The organism is Pseudoalteromonas sp. S1608 (assembly GCF_005887265.1).
In the GTDB taxonomy this organism is placed as follows: Bacteria; Pseudomonadota; Gammaproteobacteria; order Enterobacterales; family Alteromonadaceae; genus Pseudoalteromonas; species Pseudoalteromonas undina.
On the sequence record NZ_PNDK01000004.1, the window covers coordinates 13,371 to 32,032 of the forward strand.

General features: G+C 40.0%; 15 protein-coding genes. 9 read left to right on the forward strand and 6 right to left on the reverse strand.

The window, feature by feature from the left end; translation table 11 throughout:
- Positions 1-12: 12 nt before the first annotated feature.
- Positions 13-1,308: an N-acetylglucosamine MFS transporter NagP gene (gene nagP, locus CWB75_RS02735; protein WP_138569822.1), complete on the forward strand. Its 1,296-nt coding sequence runs from the start codon at positions 13-15 to the stop codon at positions 1,306-1,308.
- Between the two features lie 68 nt (positions 1,309-1,376).
- Here nagP and CWB75_RS02740 read toward each other — a convergent pair whose 3' ends face one another.
- Both CWB75_RS02740 and CWB75_RS02745 read right to left on the reverse strand, forming a co-directional pair.
- The gene (locus CWB75_RS02740; protein ID WP_138569823.1) at positions 1,377-2,876 is read right to left on the reverse strand and encodes a phospholipase effector Tle1 domain-containing protein; all 1,500 of its coding nucleotides are present in this window, start codon (positions 2,874-2,876) and stop codon (positions 1,377-1,379) included.
- A gap of 195 nt (positions 2,877-3,071) precedes the next feature.
- Entirely contained in the window at positions 3,072-4,376 is a 1,305-nt protein-coding gene (locus CWB75_RS02745; protein ID WP_138569824.1) for an NAD(P)/FAD-dependent oxidoreductase, read from the reverse strand.
- Between the two features lie 234 nt (positions 4,377-4,610).
- Between CWB75_RS02745 and CWB75_RS02750 the strand changes: the two genes are divergently transcribed.
- The 4 genes from CWB75_RS02750 (at position 4,611) to CWB75_RS02765 (ending at position 8,607) form a co-directional block, all read left to right on the forward strand.
- On the forward strand, positions 4,611-6,551 hold the full coding sequence (locus CWB75_RS02750) for a RecQ family ATP-dependent DNA helicase (RefSeq protein WP_138569825.1): 1,941 nt from the start codon (positions 4,611-4,613) through the stop codon (positions 6,549-6,551).
- A 106-nt stretch (positions 6,552-6,657) separates the two neighbouring features.
- A complete protein-coding gene (locus tag CWB75_RS02755; RefSeq protein WP_010389486.1) occupies positions 6,658-7,731 on the forward strand; it encodes a porin in 1,074 nt (357 codons plus the stop codon).
- An 11-nt stretch (positions 7,732-7,742) separates the two neighbouring features.
- Positions 7,743-8,150, forward strand: coding sequence for a substrate-binding domain-containing protein (locus CWB75_RS02760; protein ID WP_075170061.1), 408 nt, complete (start codon positions 7,743-7,745; stop codon positions 8,148-8,150).
- Positions 8,151-8,304: 154 nt separating this feature from the next.
- Entirely contained in the window at positions 8,305-8,607 is a 303-nt protein-coding gene (locus CWB75_RS02765; RefSeq protein ID WP_075170060.1) for a YkgJ family cysteine cluster protein, read from the forward strand.
- A gap of 31 nt (positions 8,608-8,638) precedes the next feature.
- Here the strand turns inward: CWB75_RS02765 and CWB75_RS02770 are convergent, their stop codons facing one another.
- Together CWB75_RS02770 and CWB75_RS02775 are read right to left on the reverse strand one after the other, a co-directional pair.
- The gene (locus CWB75_RS02770; RefSeq protein ID WP_138569826.1) at positions 8,639-10,003 is read right to left on the reverse strand and encodes a TrkH family potassium uptake protein; all 1,365 of its coding nucleotides are present in this window, start codon (positions 10,001-10,003) and stop codon (positions 8,639-8,641) included.
- Positions 10,004-10,005: 2 nt separating this feature from the next.
- On the reverse strand, positions 10,006-10,659 hold the full coding sequence (locus CWB75_RS02775; RefSeq protein ID WP_138569827.1) for a potassium channel family protein: 654 nt from the start codon (positions 10,657-10,659) through the stop codon (positions 10,006-10,008).
- Between the two features lie 281 nt (positions 10,660-10,940).
- Between CWB75_RS02775 and CWB75_RS02780 the strand changes: the two genes are divergently transcribed.
- The 4 genes from CWB75_RS02780 to CWB75_RS02795 all read left to right on the forward strand — a co-directional run bounded on the left by CWB75_RS02780 (position 10,941) and on the right by CWB75_RS02795 (position 16,800).
- Positions 10,941-12,266 carry a DUF4118 domain-containing protein gene (locus tag CWB75_RS02780; RefSeq protein WP_138569828.1) on the forward strand — a complete coding sequence of 442 codons (1,326 nt, stop codon included), beginning with the start codon at positions 10,941-10,943 and terminating at the stop codon, positions 12,264-12,266.
- The gene (locus CWB75_RS02785; RefSeq protein WP_109875080.1) at positions 12,259-12,927 is read left to right on the forward strand and encodes a response regulator; all 669 of its coding nucleotides are present in this window, start codon (positions 12,259-12,261) and stop codon (positions 12,925-12,927) included. The genes CWB75_RS02780 and CWB75_RS02785 overlap by 8 nt, the downstream gene beginning before the upstream one ends.
- Positions 12,928-13,130: 203 nt before the next feature.
- Complete coding sequence (locus CWB75_RS02790) at positions 13,131-15,245, forward strand: ATP-binding protein (RefSeq protein WP_241773566.1); 2,115 nt, start codon at positions 13,131-13,133, stop codon at positions 15,243-15,245.
- Positions 15,246-15,264: 19 nt separating this feature from the next.
- On the forward strand, positions 15,265-16,800 hold the full coding sequence (locus CWB75_RS02795) for an HD domain-containing phosphohydrolase (RefSeq protein WP_138569829.1): 1,536 nt from the start codon (positions 15,265-15,267) through the stop codon (positions 16,798-16,800).
- A gap of 49 nt (positions 16,801-16,849) precedes the next feature.
- Here the strand turns inward: CWB75_RS02795 and CWB75_RS02800 are convergent, their stop codons facing one another.
- Together CWB75_RS02800 and curA are read right to left on the reverse strand one after the other, a co-directional pair.
- Positions 16,850-17,467, reverse strand: coding sequence for a glutathione S-transferase family protein (locus CWB75_RS02800; RefSeq protein ID WP_138569830.1), 618 nt, complete (start codon positions 17,465-17,467; stop codon positions 16,850-16,852).
- Positions 17,468-17,515: 48 nt separating this feature from the next.
- Positions 17,516-18,544 carry an NADPH-dependent curcumin/dihydrocurcumin reductase gene (gene curA / locus CWB75_RS02805; RefSeq protein WP_138569831.1) on the reverse strand — a complete coding sequence of 343 codons (1,029 nt, stop codon included), beginning with the start codon at positions 18,542-18,544 and terminating at the stop codon, positions 17,516-17,518.
- Between the last annotated feature and the right edge of the window lie 118 nt (positions 18,545-18,662).

The following is an 18,662-nucleotide window of genomic DNA, read 5'->3' on the forward strand; positions in this document are numbered from 1 at the left end:
AAGGAAAATAACATGACAACCAATGTTATGGATACGTCCAAAAATAGTAGCGTGGTCCCAATGGCCATTGTTGCGGTATTATTTTTTATACTGGGCTTTGCTACTTGGCTTAATGGCTCGTTAATGCCTTACTTAAGTCAAATTTTACAGTTAACCCCATTTCAAGGGTCGTTAATTTTATTTTCCTTTTATATTGCGGTCACATTTACTGCGCTGCCCTCGGCAGTACTGATCAAAAAGGTCGGTTACAAAAACGGTATGGCATTGGGGATGGGCTGTATGATGTTAGCAGGCTTAATGTTTATCCCTGCTGCTATGTCGCAGTTTTTTCCTTTGTTTTTACTAGCGCAGTTGGTAATGGGCGCAGGGCAAACCTTATTACAAACCGCGGTTAATCCGTATGTAGTACGTTTAGGGCCAGAAGAATCGGCTGCTGTACGTATTAGTATTATGGGGATTTTAAATAAAGGCGCGGGAGTTATCTCACCGATGGTTTTTACCGCCTTAATTTTAAGTAACTTTACCGGTACCGTGGGCACAGATCTAAGCCAAGAGCAAGTTGATGATATGGCAAATGGTCTTATTTTACCTTACTTAGGCATGGCCTTATTTATTGGTGTATTAGCTTTTGCGGTTAAAAAGTCTCCGCTGCCTGAGCTTATCAATGATGAAGTAGAAGCAATAAACGACAAAGGTGAAATTCGTGAAACACTCTCTCATCCAAACTTGGTGTTAGGTGCAATTGCTATCTTTTTGTATGTTGCGGTAGAGGTTATTGCTGGCGATACCATAGGTACCTTTGCACTATCGCTGGGTATTGAAAACTATGGGGTAATGACTTCATACACTATGATGTTTATGGTGTTTGGTTATATTTTAGGTATTTTACTTATCCCTAAATTTATCTCTCAACAAGCGGCCTTAACAGCATCGGCTGTATTGGGTATTGTGATCACCCTTTGCATTTTGTTTATTGATGCGCAGTCTTTTGTTATTGCCAATGCCATACTGGTGCCTTTAGGAGGCGCTAATTTACCAGATGCTTTACTGCTAATTGCCTTTTTAGGCTTAGCAAACGCCATTGTTTGGCCGGCGGTTTTCCCACTTGCGTTATCGGGTTTAGGTAAACTAACCAGCACAGGCTCAGCACTGTTAGTAATGGGTATAGCGGGCGGTGCATTTGGTCCGGTGTTATGGGGCTTACTGAGCGGCTTTACCTCGCTACAAACTGGCTACTCTGTATTGTTACCTTGTTACTTATTTATATTATTTTATGCCGTGAAAGGGCATAAAATGAAAAAGCAATAACATCCACCAGCTATCCCTAGCTCAGTGCACTTTGCAGTATAAAGTGCACTGATTATTAGGGCACTTTATCAGCTTAAGCGTGTTACCTTGAGCTTTATTCTGCCAGCATTCGCCCCATAAAAACGACTTAAATCATTAGCAAATGGACAAAATTCTCCTGACTTTTTAATGGTTATTTCAACGCCTTCGGCAATTTCAAATGCATGGTCATCGCTTTGGCCAATTGTTCCAATTAAGCTAAACCACTGCGCCGTGGCTAAACGCCTAAATGGCTCAAGTAATGCCATAGGGATTTCTTTAACGCCGAGTTGCACATTATCGCGATGCCAGCCAGAAGGAGGGCACTTTACACCATCGTCATACCAAAATTGGTTCGGGTAAGGAGTAAAGCGATACGTTGCATCTTGGGCAAGCATTAAGCCGGTAGCGTTGTATGCTTCACTAGCGTACACCATCACATCTTTGCTTTGATTAACACTCAGTAAGCTCATATTTTGATTGGCGAGCATTATATGAGCACTTAGCCCCATAAAGTTTAGTGTACTGTCATCGCTGTAAATCATTTTATAATGTATATTTTTTAACGATTCAGGGCGATAGCTGGTTAGTTTATTAATTCGCTGTGCAACACTGTGATGTATTAATGGAGCGTTGTGGCTAATTTCATCGTTAATTAATACACAGCACTGCCTATCAACCAGCTTGAAAAATGGGTTTAACCAAAAGTAATTTTGCTGATGACTTAGCGCCAGTGGATCGGGAATAACAGTCACATCGTCTTGGGCAACCAAGTTACTCTCAGGTAAAAGGTTTTCATAGTCTATGTCATGACTGGTTAATAACGAAACCGATAGCGGCTGAGCAATGAGCCACTCAAGCGCATAACGCAGGCAAATATCGGCAAGCCCATCGCGATAGTAGCCGCCTCCTACATCGGAGTGGGCTCCTGCAAACCACAGCTCGGTAATGTTTGCTTGTTGATTCATTAATGTGGGCTCAAAGGCCCGTCGTTTCTCATCAAGCGCAACACAATGCAGGGCCCCAGCTACATTATTGGCAATAGTATGGTTTTCAAAAACCACATGCTCTGCGCCACGGGTCGCTTTATTTATCTTTGACAGGCCAATTGAGGCCACGGTGTCAAAAACACACAAATATACTTGCTCATTTATTAATGGCTCTAGCCATTTAGCAAAACGCCTTGCTAATGCAGCGCCTCTGCTAAAACCGGTAAGTAGAACAGTATCGCCACTTTGATAATGCTGCTTAAAATCTGTGATAGCCTGAGTCAAAATGCTGGCCACATCTTCAGAACGTGGGGCAAGTGTTTGATTTAAAATTCGTTTTAAACGACTTCCTTTGGTGCCTATGCCTTGGTAATAAAAGCTTAGTTGCTGTGAAAATGGGGTAGTGGGTGAATCATCAAGTTTACCGCCGAGCAATAAGTGTAGTTTTAGAATATTAGAAATACTGGCGTCTTCTTTAAAATGCTCTGTACTAAACTGGTCTGCGTCGCGGGGTTCACTGCCGGTACCATCAAAATTAAAAATAAGCGTTTTAAAGGTCATTACTAAATTCCGTGAGTGGTTTATGTAAATTTATATGGGAATTGTGAAAAATTAAAGACGGCGGTAATAAATATTTGTTTAATCTTATTTATTACCGCGGCTGATGTAGCTATTTAACCTGAAATCTAGTTAAGAGATTTACTAACATATTTAATCAAAATGATATTTATGTTTATTATCCGGAGTTCAGGTTATTTAGTGTAGTTTCATTTTTGGGCGAACAACACGCAGCACCTTTTCGCTGATCCACAAAGCAAAGGTTTTGGCACTGCCGTGGATAGCGCGCTGATGCATTCTATATAGTGAAATATACATAAAGCGAGCAATTTTACCTTCAATAAAAAAGCTACTACTGGTTAGGTTACCCATTAAGCTGCCCACCGTGCTGTAGCGCGATAAATTTACCAGTGAGCCATGGTCATTATATTCAAACTTTTTCAGGGGCTGCTCACGTAGTGTAGCAATTAGATTTTTTTCAACGCATTGCGCCATTTGATGAGCCGATTGTGCGCGTGGCGGCACTTGCGTCCCATCGTCTTGGGTAAACGCGCAGCAATCACCAAGCACATAGATTTGAGGGTCAAGGCTACTTTGTAAGTAATCATTCACTTTTATTTGATTGCTACGTGTCAGCTCAAATATGTCTAGCTCTTTAATGAAGTCAGGGGCTTTTACTCCTGCTGCCCACACCATAATATCCGCATTTATTTGCTCGTCATTATTAGTGATAAAGCCATGCTCGGTTGCTTGTTTAACTTGGGTGTTTTCTCGTACGGTAACCCCTAATCTTAATAATTCACGTTTGGCTGAGCTGGCTATCCGCTCAGACAGCGCCGGTAAAATTCTGGGGCCCGCTTCAATCAAATGTATGTGCAAACGTTTCGCCGACATATTGGTTAAACCGTATATTTTGAGTAAATCAGAAACATGATACAGCTCAGCTGAGAGCTCAACGCCAGTTGCCCCACCGCCAACAATAGCAATGTTTAATGAATGCAATGGGTCGTCGTCTTGATGAAGGCGAGTAAAGTTATCTAGTAAGGCGTGTTGAAAACGCTCGGCTTGTTGGTTTGAATCAAGGTAAAAGCAATGCTCTTTAATACCCGGGGTGTTGAAGTCGTTACTGACACTGCCAATGGCAATAACTAAATGATCATAGTGAACGGTTCGTTTAGGTAATATTTGATGCCCTAACTCGTCATATAGAGGGCTTAAGGTAATGGTTTTATTATTGTTATCGAGGTTACAAAAGGTACCAAGTTGGAAGTTATAGTGGTGCTTGGCGGCATGCGCTGAATATACAACGCCATCTAAATCGGCATCAATAGAGCCGGTTGCTACTTCATGCAATAACGGTTTCCATATATGAGTGCGGTTTTTATCAATGAGTAATATATTTGCGTGTTGTTTCTTTCCTAATTTGTGCCCTAATTGAGTTGCTAGCTCCAGCCCACCAGCGCCACCGCCTATGATGACAATTTTTGGTATGGTTTTGTCCATGACTATGCCCTTAAAAATAATATACCGAAGCAATTTCTGTACGTTGATTTTTAAAATGACTTGGGTATCAAAAAATTATTTTGGCAAAGCATGCTTTTATAGGACTATAGTGTGCGCCTAATTGAAGGATATGTCAGCAATAAATCCAATGATATGCTGTATACTGATATGCAAATATTTCATCTACTGCGCATTTACAGTATTTATGGGCACCGACATAAAAAGGACGCTTTTATGAGTACCTCGCTAGTTCAGTCTCTTGAGCAACATTTTGGTTTTAATCAGTTTAGAGCAGGGCAACAACAAACCATAGAACAACTGCTAAATGGTCAATCGTCACTGGCTATATTCCCAACTGGATCGGGTAAATCCTTGTGCTATCAACTTACTGCGTTACATTTACCGCATTTAACCTTGGTAGTATCGCCATTATTAGCGTTGATGAAAGATCAAATAAGTTTTTTAAACAGTAAAGGCATTTATGCCGCAAGTCTTGATTCAAGCCAAGATCAAATGCAAAGCAGTACGGTAATGAACGACGTGCGCAGTGGTAAAATTAAAGTGTTAATGGTGTCAGTTGAGCGCTTTAAAAACGAGCGCTTTAGAGAGTTTATTAGCCAAGTGGCACTTTCTATGTTGGTAGTAGACGAAGCGCATTGTATTTCAGAGTGGGGTCATAACTTTAGACCCGATTACTTAAAACTACCTCGTTACCGTGAAGAGCTAAATATTCCGTTAGTGCTACTATTAACCGCCACCGCGACTAAAAAAGTTAAACGCGATATGGCAGAGCGATTTGCTATTGATCCAAAATGCATTGTGCAAACGGGGTTTTATCGCGCTAATTTAGATTTAAATGTGCTGAGTGTTAAAACGGCTGATAAAAATACTGAGCTTACTGAAATTGTCCGTACGCAAACCGGCCCCGGTATTGTGTATGTTACGCTGCAGCAAAGTGCTGAACAAGTGGCCAATATGTTAAGCGCACAGGGCCTGCAGGCGGTGGCGTATCATGCAGGGCTTGAAGACACCCTACGCGGACAAATTCAAGATGATTTTATGGCGGGAAAAATAAATGTAGTGGTCGCCACTATTGCCTTTGGCATGGGGGTTGATAAATCAGACATTCGTTTTGTAATTCACTACGATTTACCTAAATCAATTGAAAACTACAGCCAAGAAATTGGCCGTGCAGGACGTGATGGCAACCCATCGAATTGTTATACGCTGGCTAATCTAGATGGCTTAAATACAGTCGAAAACTTTGTGTACGGCGATACCCCAGAGCTCAGCGGTATTGAATATGTTATTAACGATATTCGCCAAGCTCAACAGCAATGGGAAATGCAAGAATATAGTCTTTCTAGCGAAAGTAATATTCGCCAGCTTGCCCTTAAAACCTTACTGGTACAATTGGAAATGCAAGGTGCAATAACCCCGCAATATGCGTACTACGCCGATTTTAAGTATAAATTTCTAGTTGATAAAAATGAGTTGCTTAATCAGTTTGATCAGCAGCGCCAAGCTTTTTTAACGCAAATATTTAGCCATACCGACTTTAAAAAAATATGGGGTACACTTAACTTTGACTCTCTAACGCAAGCCGCACAGGTTGACCGTAAACGTGTGGTAGCCGCACTTGATTACTTAGCAGAAAAAAACCTTATCACTCTTGAAGCCAAGCGTATTACTCAAGTGTACAAAGTGCATAGCGAGGTGATTAATAACCCTGCACTTGCCCAGCAGTTACATGATTACTTTACCGATAAAGAGCAAGCTGAAATAAAACGGATTGCTGCTTTGGTACGTTTTTTTGAGCTGCAATCTTGCTTAAGCTATAACTTAGCCCGTTACTTTGATGATGCGAATGCGCCACAGCAATGTGGGCATTGTAGTGTGTGCCGTGGACATGCAGTCAAGCTTGAATATTCAATCACTCCTGCAAAAATTGATACAGCGCTTATATATCAAAAGGTGGATGAGCTTTTGGCGCATATGGCAACGAAAGGGGTGCATAATGTTGGCATTGAAACCCAATGTCGGTTTTTGGCGGGAATGAGTGTGCCGCTATTTGCACGCAATAAAGTACGCCAACTAAGTGGTTTTGCATTGTGTGAGCAACAGCGCTACAGCGAAATTAAAGTAATATTGCTATCAAGGTCGGCGCCTAATTAATATTAAAAAATCAGTATAAAATAAAAAGTGTTAATTTTTTGTTTCTTTTTCTCGCTTTACTATACTCAATTTGGCTATGACGGCCATTATAATAATGAGGTGATCAATGAAACTGCAAAAAATTATACTATTGGGGGTATTTGTATCAGCAAGTAGTTATGCTGAAATTAATATTTCAGGTTTCGCGAGTATTAATGCGGGTAAAGTGCTTAGTGGCACCGGTGTACCGCAATATGGCGTTGAACCAACCTTTCTAGCGGACTATCCAAATGTAAGTGCCTACACTGAAGATTTATCCTTTTCGCCAGAGTCTTTGATTGGATTACAGGTATCAGGGGACTTAGGTGAAGGCCTTTCTGTAACTGGTCAGCTAGTTGCCAGAGGAGTTAACGACTTTGAGGCAAATTTTGAATGGGCTTATATTTCTTACGATATTAACGATAATTGGACTGTTCAAGCTGGTAAGAAGCGTTTACCACTATTTTACTACTCAGACTTTTTCGATGTAGGTTATGCATATGTATGGATGCGGGCCCCTGCTGACAATTATACATGGCAAGTATTTAACTACGAGGGGGTTAATTTACTTTACTCAGGCTCTGTAGGTGACTGGGGAGTATCCGCGAACATTTATACCGGTAAAGAAGATGATGACGATAACAAGCTGTTGTCAGACTTCTTCTTTCAAGAGCCGACAAGAGAAATTTGGGAAGATATGTTAGGCGGCGTACTGTTACTTAATCGTGACTGGCTCGAACTAAGAGTGACCCACATGCAATATACCAACAAGCGTTTTCGCGCGGGTGAACCCGTTTTGTGGGATGGTAAAGACAGCAGAGATGGTAAATTTTATGGCTTAGCTGCAAACCTTGATTTTGGTGATTTTTTTGTTTTAAGTGAACTGAACCGCTTAGACCTAGATGGTAATCTCGATACTTATATGATCAGTGCGGGCTATCGTTTTGATTCAATTACACCCTATGTCATGTTTTCAGACTTTGAACAAGAAGGTGAGGGTGATACAGAGCAGCATAATACATTTGCTGTTGGTGTTAGGTGGGACTTTCATCCGTCAGCTGCATTTAAAGTGCAATACGATAGAGTCAAAGATGACTCGTTTGATTTAGCTGTGGCCGGTGATAGTAAAGCAATCACCCTTGGTGTCGATGTTGTATTTTAAGGAGAAGTAAAATGAAAAAATTAATATTATGTGTAATATTCTTGTTTACTAACTTCGCCTATGCAGAATTTGCTATTATCGTGCATCCTTCAAATGAAAGTAGTTTTGATGAGTCTGTTATTAGTCGAATTTATACAGGAAAAGAAAAGTCATTTAGCAATGGCAATAAGATCATTCCAATATCTCAAGAACCAAGCAGTGCTGCAACCGAGCAGTTTAATAGTAAATTACTCAATAAAACGTCTTCTCAGTTAAAAGCGTACTGGTCAAAACTGATTTTTACAGGAAAGGGCACACCGCCTAAAGAGTTAGAAAATGACAGTGAAGTAATCAAAATGGTCGCAGCGAACCCTGACACCATTGGCTTTGTTTCTTCATCAGCAGTATCGGATAACGTTAAAGTGGTTTTCACTTTTTAATCTACAACTAATAAGCGTGCTGATTAACCAGCACGCTTTTTTAGTCATTGGTTAATTACATTATGACGATATTTAAAATCTGACAGTTATTTTACTGTCACCATTGCTTCGCTCGTGTATCCTATAGGTTGTATACCATTTATCAAAAGTCTTTATGTCAAACTCAATCATTGCTGTTGAAAATATCAATACCCAACCAGTCACTTGTGCTAACTGCCAAGCGTGTTGTTGCCAATTAGAAGTGCGTATTGTTAGTGATACCGGTGTCCCTTTTCAGTATATTGATTACGACAAATGGGGCAGTGAAGTCATGAAGCGCGGCGACGATGGTTGGTGCCAAGCACTCGATCGCAACACGCTAATGTGTACTATTTATGAAAATCGCCCGTTAACATGTCGAGAATTTGAAATGGCGTCAGATGAATGTATTACCGAACGTAATTTAGCGGGTATTTAAAATGCGGGCTGATTAACCCGCGTTAGTGTTGTTACCCAATAGAGAGTTGCGCGCTTGGGTATCTTAGTTTTTTAGTGCGTGGACTTGCTAAAAAGTAGGCGAGAGTGAGCGGGCCTATTCTGCCCATAAACATTAAAAACATAATGATAAACTCCCCCAGCGGTGATAACGATGACGTTAAACCGCGTGAAAGCCCTACAGTACCCAGTGCCGATACCGCTTCAAAAGCAACATCTAAAAAAGGTGCATCTTCAACGACCAGTAATGTAAAAATAGCCAACCAAGTGACTCCCGCTGAAATAACGGTTAAGGCTAATGCTTTATACACTGAATCTTTGTCTATTTCTCGGCGTAACACGGTGACGCCTTTGTCACGTCTTAAGTAGCTATAGGTTGCTAGTATTAAAACGATAAATGTAACGACCTTTATGCCACTTGCTGTACTCAAAGAGCCGCCACCGATAAACATAAGCATCATAGTTAAAGCGGTACTGGCATTTTTTAATTCTTCAATAGCAATGGTATTAAACCCCGCAGTACGGGGAGTAACGGCTTGAAACCAAGCTGCTAGCCATTTACCTACTTCAGATAACGGCTGCAGTGTTTTTGGATTATCGTATTCAATTACGTAAATAAGCAACAATGCAATAACGTTAATAATAACAGTGCTGATCAGCATTAATTTACTGTAGGGACTGAGCTTAGCCCAACGCTTTGACTTATATAAATCTGTTAATACGGTAAAGCCAAGGCCACCAATAATAAACAAACAGGTAATTGTTAAATTCACAACGGGGTCTTCTACATACTGCATTAAGCTGTTAGGACTTAATGCAAACCCTGCATTGTTAAAAGCGCTAATAGTATAAAAAAGTGCATGAAAAAAGCTTTTTTGTAAGCCCATTTCGGGTAGCCAATACAGCGTTAAAATAATAATGCCTACAGATTCAACGATTAGCGCAAACAGCAAAACAGACTTAGCGGTATTTACCAAAGTAGATGTATCTGTTTGATTAAAAGCAGCTTTAGTCACTGTTTTTTGAATAAAGCCAACTTTATTACCCAGTGCCATTAAAGTTACAACCGCAAAGGTCATTAAACCTAGACCGCCTAGTTGAATTAATAGCGCAATAACGCCTTGTCCAAAAGGAGTAAACACTGAACCGGTATCGACGACAACCAGTCCAGTTACAGTCACCGCAGAGGTTGCTGTAAACGCACTTTGTATCCATGAAATAGGCTCATAGGTTGCAAAAGGCAGTTTTAAAGCCAATGCCCCTAGCGTTATTAATATTAAAAAACTACAGCAGAGAACAAGCGGTGGAGCCGCATTGAGTTTTTTATGTCCATTGGCTTTTCGATCTATAGGTGTTTTGAGAGGGTGCCATAAAACCATAATTATAAAAGCCTTGGTGCAAGATAGTTTAGTTCGACTCGATTACCTGATAACAGTAAAGTGTCGTAGGTAAGTAACTCAAAGTCGTCATCAAGTTTGACAAACGTTTGCTTGGCGCGCTTAACCAATAATGGGTCTACAGTGCCTTTTATTTCTTTTAGTAAATGCCCTAGTTTTGTTTTATGTAAGTGCGCTTTTATACTTACTTCAACAACGTATATGCCATTGCCTAGGGAAATATAGTCATTCACTACAGGGTAATTAAGCGCTTGTGCAACGCGCACGCCCATTTCTTCTTCAGGATGAATAATGCGTGTTACACCTAATTTAGAAATAATTGTGTGATGGGCTTTAGTGCTCGCTTTTACCCATATTTGCTTAACAGCTAGGTTTTTTAATGCAAGGGTGCACAGAATGCTCGATTGCATGTCTTCTCCTATTGCCACTAAAACGGCCTGACTGCTCGCTAAATCAAGCTCTTTAAGTGCGGTTTCATCAGTGGAGTCGCAAACAACGGTTTCTGATAAATGATCAACATATTTTTCAGCTAGTTTAGGGTTACTATCAACCCCAGTGACTGTATGCCCTAAATGAATTAACTCAAGGCTTGCTGCAATGCCAAATCGACCCAATCCGATCACTGTAAAATGTGCCATGTTGATACCTAAATTAAAGTTAAAAGAGAGAAGTGATAAAGTTCATTTGGTCAATAAACAGTTAATACATAGGCTGTAAGCATCACTATTTTTATCCAACCCAACATACGTATTACTCCTTCTGCTGAAGTTAGAATATGAGTTATTAAAGTAACAATGTAGGTAGGCGTTAAAAGCTTTATAAAGATTTAACGAATCAGATAAAAAACTTTATAAAAACTTTATAGAGGCAATATCGAAAAGGCAGTAATCTAGGTTCTCAAATGTTAGAGGAATAATTAATGAATCAGGCAGAGGCTAAACCACCTTGGTATAACGCATTGTTTTTGGCAGTAATAATGCCATTAATTGTGGTTATTGCCATTTACCCTGTACGTAATTGGTTTACTACCACCGATATCGTGATGCTTCAGTTATTGTGGGTGACTTGGGTTGCTGTGCGCAGTAATCGTCGTCTTGCCATACTGACCACCTTAGTGAGTGTGGCGTGTACAGATTGGTTCTTTGTTGCCCCAAATTTTACTTTTCATATTGAAAACATAGAATATTTAGTAACCTTTATGGTTATGCTGATTGTTGGTTTTGTGATCAGCCAATTGGCAGGGGAGCTCAGTACTAAAGTTAGGGATGTGCAATTACATGCAAGTAATAGTCGCACCTTGTACGAACTGGCCAAAGACTTAAACAGCCTAGATACGCTGGATGAACAAAAAAAGTACTTTGTGCAGCGGATCAGCAAGCATTTAAACGCATCTTGTACATTTATACCTGCAGCATCGCAGGGCAATAGTGAGTTTATATTGCTTAGTGAAGTTAACCCTAGCTGGGGCGGGTTTAATTTTACTAAACGGTTAACGCAAGGGCAAAAATCCTTTGCGGACACCGCTATTTCGCTTCTTTATCAGGTACATGAAAAAACGTTATTACGCCAACAGTCGGCTGCTATTTCGGTGCAAGCGGAATTAGAGCGCGCTAAAAATGCACTTTTACGCAGTTTGTCTCACGATTTACGCACACCACTGGCGACTATTATGGGCGCATCGAGCATGCTTGCAGATGATGAGATTACCCTCAGTGAAAGCGTGATAAAAGAGCAAGCGAGTAATATTTATGAGCAAAGTAAAATACTAAATGAGCACTTTGATAAAGTAATGGAGTTAAGCCGAGTTAATAAAATGGGTGAAAATCTAAGTTGGCAAACAATAAACTTACAAGCACTACTTAGTGAAGCTAAAGCTAGAAGACAGCAGCAACTCACTGATTTTATCATAAATACCAATATAGACGCTCAGACAACATGCAAAGGGGATGTGACTTTGTTAGAAATTGCGCTGGCTAATATGCTCGAAAATGCATGGCGTTATGGTGATAAAAAGGTGAGCGTTGAATTTACGCAAAGTACTAATCAGCAAAAGGTAGTTTATCAGTTACTTCTAACTAATAACTTGGTAATTAAAGGGCAAACAAGTAACGATGAAGGCGTTGGGTTAGGCAGCATTATTTGTGATGTGGTTGCTAAATTTCACCAGGGCACATTTACATTAACAATTAATAACGAAGCAAATATGGCGCACGCAAAGTTAATCTGGGAAAAAAGTAATGACTAAAATCTTGATATTAGAAGATTCTCCCCCTCTACAAAGCTTTTTAAAAACCTTGTTGCAAGCCAGTGGTTACGAGCTAAGTATTTGTGATAAAGGGTTAGATGGTTTTGCACGTTTAAGTGAGCAAAGTTACGATCTTGTATTGTTAGACTTAGGCCTGCTAGATATGGATGGTCAAGACTGGTTAGTTGAATTTCGACAATGGAGTGCCTTACCTGTTTTAGTGCTATCGGCTCGAGATGGCGAAGTAGAAAAAGTCACAGCGCTTGATAATGGAGCAAATGACTATATTACCAAACCGTTTAGCGCCAATGAGTTGCTAGCCCGGATTCGGGTTTTATTACGTACCCAAAGCCAGCCGAGTGTGGCATTTACCTGCGGAAATATAAAAATAGATCCACAAAAGCACAGAGTAACCTCTTCTGGAAATGAGATAAAACTCACTAAAAAAGAGTACGCAATATTATTATTACTGTTTCAAAATAAAAATACAGTACTCACCCATAATGCAATCTTAAGCCATATTTGGGGAGCGCAGTACATAGACCGTCCTGAATACGTACGAGTCCATGTGGCACAGCTCAGACAAAAATTAGAGGCTAACCCCGCTAGTCCAAAATATATCTTAACTGAACCAGCTGTGGGTTATCGATTGGCCGATTAAAAATAAAAGTTTTGTAGAGTGTTTTTGTCTTTAAACCATACCCTATTTAACAATCTTATCTACTAGGCAGCTGGTATTTTAATACCCTGCTTTCACACTTATTTCTACACAATTCATTTGCCTAGAAAGTTTTTATAGTCTAATTTTTAAGCTTACTACTTCAAATCCTCAGGACATTGGCTTGCTTGTTTAAGCCTAAAATTATGCGACTAACACTCATACATTCTTTGCAAGGAAAAATGCTGCTGTATTTGGCATTGCCCGTTATGCTCATCATCGCGGGTATTTTGAGTTACTGGTATTCAACCAGCCTTAATCAGGCTGTTATGCAAGCAAAGCTTAACTTGAGTCAGACCGCCGATACTATTGCTGCAAAAGTAAATGAAGAGACGCAATTGGCAGTACGCACTACCGAAATTATGGCCTTAGCACAGCAAAATGGGTTGTTTGGTGATAGAGAGGCAAGTATTAATTTTGTTCGTGCAGTGCTTAAAATGAATCCTTCATTCGTGGGGGCTTCTTTTGGTTATGAGCCTAATGCCGATAATCAAGATCAAGCCTATATTAATGCTCCGTCATTAAAAGAAGGCGTTTATGTAAATCAAACCGGTCGTTTTTTACCTTATTGGCACCGTGACTTTAATGATTCTGAACGCTTGTTACTTGAGCCCTTGGTGGACATGGAATCTAGTCTTTATTATGAGGGAGTACGCCAACAGTTTTTACGTGATGGCAATACAGAGACGATGATCACTGAGCCCTATGTTTACGAGGGAAGAATGCTGGTTGAACAAAGTTCGCCCATTATCATTAATGATAAATTTGTCGGTATGGCAAGCGTAGATAGAGCGCTCGCTGACATCACTGAATTCTTGCAAACCATAAAGCAGCAATTAAAAATAGATGTTTTGTTACTCAGTCAACGCGACAACGTGATTGCAACGACATTAAATCATTCAGGATTAAAAACGAAGGCCATTTTAGATACAGATTACGCAAGTATAGCCAAACAGCTAAAGTTACAGGGGCAAGAAAGAGAGATACTATCTGCGAACGACCCTTTTGATTCCGGGGTTTTCTATTTTGATAAAGCCAAGGTTGCCACTGGCAATTGGACAGTGATAGTGCGCCGCTCTGAAGCCGATATTATTGGGCCTATTCAAGCGCAATTTAAACCATTATTGGCAGCGGCTTTTGCAAGTGTATTACTGGTTTTTTTACTCTTTTGGTATTTTATTAACCGAACAACTAAGCGTATTAATATTGCCATTAAATCTGTTGAACAGTTAGCTAATGGCGATTTATCCATTCATGTTCAAAAATATATGACTCAAAATGATGAGCTTGGCACTATGTTTAGAAGTTTTGAGCGCTTAATTAAAGCCAGTAAAGATATTGATCAGGTTTGCTCTGCGATTGCAGCAGGTGATTTTTCTAAAACAGTTTCAAAGCGCGGTCCTTATGATCGTTTAAGTGATTCTATTAATTTAATGTCGAGTAAACGCCACGAGGCAGAGCAGGCTCTAGTTGAGCAAACCATAGAGCTTCGTCGCACTCAGCAGGAGCTTGTTGAAGCAGAAAAAATGTCGTCACTTGGAAGTTTAGTTAGTGGTGTAGCCCATGAGGTGAATACGCCGCTAGGTGTTTGCGTAACTGCGACGTCGCATTTAAGAGAAATGCTGATTGAAACTAAAAATAAGGTGGCTTCTGGCTCCTTGAGTAAAACGCAGTTTAGCGAGTTTATTAGTGAAGTTGATTTAAGTTGTGACATTTTACTAAAAAATATGCAGCGCGCTGCAGGTTTAATAAGCAGTTTTAAACGTGTTGCGGTTGATCAAACAACCGAAGAATTACGTAATTTATATATAAGTAGTTATTTAAATGAGGTGCAAAAAAGCCTTTACCATACCCTCAAAGCAACACCCGTTGACATTACTATTAGTGCGAAAGAACCTGAGCCTGAAGTGTATTCTGATCCTGGTGCTTTAGCACAAATCTTCACTAATTTAGTAATGAATTCAATTATTCATGGTTTTAAAAATGGCAGCCAAAAAGGGCAAATAAGTGTTCATATAGACTACTCAGATTCTGTTTGCATTCATTATCAAGATAACGGAAGAGGCATGACTGAAGAGGCAGAAAAAAAAGTATTTGATCCTTTTTATACCACAAATAGAGCAGGTGGTGGCAGTGGTTTAGGAATGAACATTGTGTACAACCTTGTTGTACATCGCCTAAAGGGGCAAATTTTTATAAAGGAAAAACAATCAACGGGAGTTTATTTTTTTATTCAATTCCCCTTAACGCTACCGAATTAATAACTAGTAGAGTGTGTTTATGGATTGGTTACAAGATGATGAAGTTGTAAAACAAGCGGTCGACAGCAAGTATGTTGAACCATGGAAAATCTTAGTGGTTGATGATGATGAATCTGTACATCAAGTAACTCAACTTGCAATGAAGCGCTTTGAATTTGAGCAACGACCTATTGAATTACATAGTGTCTACAGTGCGGCAGAGGCCAGAGAGAAACTACAAAGCTCAGAGCGCTATGCATTAATTTTATTAGATGTAGTAATGGAAACTGAGCATGCAGGATTAGATTTTGCACGATTTGTTCGCCAAGACTTACAAAATGTATATAGCCGAATTATTTTACGCACAGGTCAGCCAGGGGTTGCGCCAGAGCGCAGTGTTATTCGCGATTATGATATTGATGGTTATAAAGCGAAGAGCCAACTGCAAAGCCAAGATCTTGAATTGATTTTTTATACCTCTTTGCGCGCCTATCGCGATATTTGTATGCTACAAAACCATCGGCACAACTTAAAAAGGCTAATAATAGCAATTTCTACTATTACCCAAATTGGTGACTTGGTTGAGTTTACCTCTGTTGTAATGGAAGAGCTAAAACTAGTACTGAATATGAGCTCCGCCAATTTGTATATTGATGCGCCTAAGGTCTTTGGTATTTGCCAGTTAGATGAAAAGCTGCAGATGATTGAGGGAGAGCTTTCTGGCATACATTTATTCACGGGCAATGGAATTGACAGTATTCCACAAAAACATCAAGAGTATTTTTTAAGGGCAAAGCAAACTAAGCAGAATTTTATAGCAGAAGATCATTATGTTTATTTTCATCATTCGCAAAAAGGTTTAGATTCCATCTTAGCGTTTCAGTCGCTGCAGCCGGTAAAAAAAGAAGCTCAACAGCTAGTAGATTTATTTTTGGGTAATGTAGTACTGACCTTTGAAAGCCTCTTACTAGCTAATTCAATTGAAGAAACCCAGCAACTGGCTATTTCACTGATGGGAGGAGCGATGGAGTCACGCTCCAAAGAAACCGGCTCACATGTAATCAGGGTTGGTTTATATGCAAAACTATTAGCGCAGCTAAATAATCAAAATCAATCATATTGCGATAAAATTAGTTTAGCAGCACAGTTACACGATGTAGGAAAGGTGGGAGTTCCAGATTTAATTTTAAATAAGCCAGCTAAATTGGATGCTGATGAATGGGAAATTATGAAACAGCACACCACCAAAGGCTGGGAAATCCTCAAAGGAACAGCTAATCCTGTAATTGATATGGCTGCTAACATTGCAATTGATCATCACGAACGTTGGGATGGAGCTGGTTATCCACACGCAAAAAAACAGCAAGAGATCAGTTTAGAGGGGCGAATTACTGCGATTGCTGATGTATTTGATGCGTTATGTTGTCGTCGTTGTTATAAAGAGCCTTGGAGCATGGATGAAGCAAAGGCGGAAATAATTAAAGGCGCAGGTAATCATTTCGATCCGACGTTGGTTGAATTATTTGAATTGAATTTTAATGCGTTTAAACAAATTTATTTAGACAGGCCTGAGTAACGAGATTGTCGCTCTGATTGCGTTAGCCACAATCAAAGCGAACATAAAATTAATCGTATTTAGCTTCAAGCTCGTTGGCAGTATGAAACTTTTCGTGAGATTGTAATTGCTCATCGTATTTAACTAGGTTTTTAAAGTGCCCTAGTTGGCCAGCGTTTTTAACGATTTCAACGATAAACGACATCATAAAATCGGCACCAGTGAGAGTATCGCCCACTAAATAACGTTTGCCTTCAAGGCGGCTGTTAAAGTAGCTAATTACTTTAGCGGTTTCAGCATCGGCATAGCCCTCTAAAAATTGCGTTTTAGCACCATCTTTCTGGACAAACATTTTTAGCAATAATGGTAAAATTGCAGAGCTTTCTGCAAAGTGAAGCCATTGTTGATAGTCTACAAATTCTGCAGTACCTGTGACTGGTGCAAACTTACCTTTGCCATATTTAGTGATCAGGTAATCTGTGATAGCGCCAGACTCGGCGATCACTAAGCCATCATCTTCTATAACTGGCGATTTGCCCAGCGGATGCACATTTTTAAGCTCATCAGGGGCTAAAAAAGTTTCAGTATTGCGCTGATAAGCAACAATTTCGTAATCAACCTCAAGCTCTTCTAATAACCAAATAATACGTTTAGAACGAGACTTGTTTAAGTGGTGTAGTTTAATCATTTTCTTCCTTATTGAGCTGTGTTGAATTACAACACAGCCTGAATGTTATTATAGTGGGCTGTTAATCTTTACTACGGTTTTACCAAAGTTCTTCCCGCTGATCATGTCGTTAAATGCGCTGATGGTTTTTTCGAAACCATCTACAAGATGTTCGCGGTATTGAACTTTTCCGTCTTGTAGCCACGTTTGCATGTCTTGTGCAAATTCGTCATAACGATCGCCATAGTCATCAAAAATTATAAAGCCCTGCATTTTAATACGCTTAGTTAACAATTGTCCCATTAGCATACCTAATCTATCTGGGCCTTCAGGCAAGCTGGTGGCATTATATTGCGATACCAAACCACAGATAGGCACGCGTGCTGAGGTATTAAGCAAAGGTAATACGGCATCAAACACTTTTCCGCCCACATTTTCATAATAAACATCAATGCCTTGCTCACATGCTTTTTCTAACTGCTCGGCAAAGTCATCCGCTTTATGGTCAATACAGGCATCAAAGCCTAGATTTTCAACAGCATGCGCACATTTTTCGCAGCCTCCGGCAACGCCTACTACTTTACAGCCTTTAATTTTAGCTACTTGACCAACCGTTGCGCCTACTGGGCCTGTAGCTGCTGCAACAACAACGGTTTCACCCGCTTTAGGTGCGCCAATATCTAATAATCCCATGTAGGCGGTAAAGCCAGGCATACCCATAATACCAAGTGCGTAAGACGGATTAGTTGGCTCTTTACCTAATGACATTAAGCCCTCGCCATTTGAGATAGCGTAAGTTTGCCAGCCTGTATATGCTAATACCCATTCGCCTTCGCTAAACTTATCATTTTTAGATGATTCGACTTGGCAAACCGTTGCACCAACCATTACATCACCAATTTCTACAGGGTCGGCATACGATTTAGCATCGCTCATGCGGCCACGCATATAAGGGTCTAGTGATAAATAAATAGTACGCAGCAATACTTCACCATCTTTTAATGATGGTAACTCTACGTTTTTAAGTTCAAAATTTTCATTGGTAGGAGCGCCATGTGGGCGTGATGCTAAAGTAAATTGACGACTGGTTGTGGACATAAAAATCTCCATGATAGAGTGAAAAAACGACCTATATACCGAATGTTTAAGCTTTAAAACTATACATTGCTCAACAATAATGCGCGGATAGGTAGAAAAGATTTGTACCTTGATACAC

Excerpts from the sequence above, each read along its gene's own strand:
- CWB75_RS02755 (WP_010389486.1), top strand. The coding sequence starts at position 6,658 with ATGAAACTGCAAAAAATTATACTATTGGGGGTATTTGTATCAGCAAGT.
- CWB75_RS02770 (WP_138569826.1), bottom strand. The coding sequence starts at position 10,003 with ATGGTTTTATGGCACCCTCTCAAAACACCTATAGATCGAAAAGCCAAT.
- CWB75_RS02785 (WP_109875080.1), top strand. The coding sequence starts at position 12,259 with ATGACTAAAATCTTGATATTAGAAGATTCTCCCCCTCTACAAAGCTTT.
- CWB75_RS02740 (WP_138569823.1), bottom strand. The coding sequence starts at position 2,876 with ATGACCTTTAAAACGCTTATTTTTAATTTTGATGGTACCGGCAGTGAA.
- CWB75_RS02790 (WP_241773566.1), top strand. The coding sequence starts at position 13,131 with ATGCGACTAACACTCATACATTCTTTGCAAGGAAAAATGCTGCTGTAT.
- CWB75_RS02765 (WP_075170060.1), top strand. The coding sequence starts at position 8,305 with ATGTCAAACTCAATCATTGCTGTTGAAAATATCAATACCCAACCAGTC.
- CWB75_RS02775 (WP_138569827.1), bottom strand. The coding sequence starts at position 10,659 with ATGGCACATTTTACAGTGATCGGATTGGGTCGATTTGGCATTGCAGCA.
- CWB75_RS02780 (WP_138569828.1), top strand. The coding sequence starts at position 10,941 with ATGAATCAGGCAGAGGCTAAACCACCTTGGTATAACGCATTGTTTTTG.
- curA (WP_138569831.1), bottom strand. The coding sequence starts at position 18,544 with ATGTCCACAACCAGTCGTCAATTTACTTTAGCATCACGCCCACATGGC.
- CWB75_RS02795 (WP_138569829.1), top strand. The coding sequence starts at position 15,265 with ATGGATTGGTTACAAGATGATGAAGTTGTAAAACAAGCGGTCGACAGC.
- nagP (WP_138569822.1), top strand. The coding sequence starts at position 13 with ATGACAACCAATGTTATGGATACGTCCAAAAATAGTAGCGTGGTCCCA.
- CWB75_RS02760 (WP_075170061.1), top strand. The coding sequence starts at position 7,743 with ATGAAAAAATTAATATTATGTGTAATATTCTTGTTTACTAACTTCGCC.
- CWB75_RS02745 (WP_138569824.1), bottom strand. The coding sequence starts at position 4,376 with ATGGACAAAACCATACCAAAAATTGTCATCATAGGCGGTGGCGCTGGT.
- CWB75_RS02750 (WP_138569825.1), top strand. The coding sequence starts at position 4,611 with ATGAGTACCTCGCTAGTTCAGTCTCTTGAGCAACATTTTGGTTTTAAT.
- CWB75_RS02800 (WP_138569830.1), bottom strand. The coding sequence starts at position 17,467 with ATGATTAAACTACACCACTTAAACAAGTCTCGTTCTAAACGTATTATT.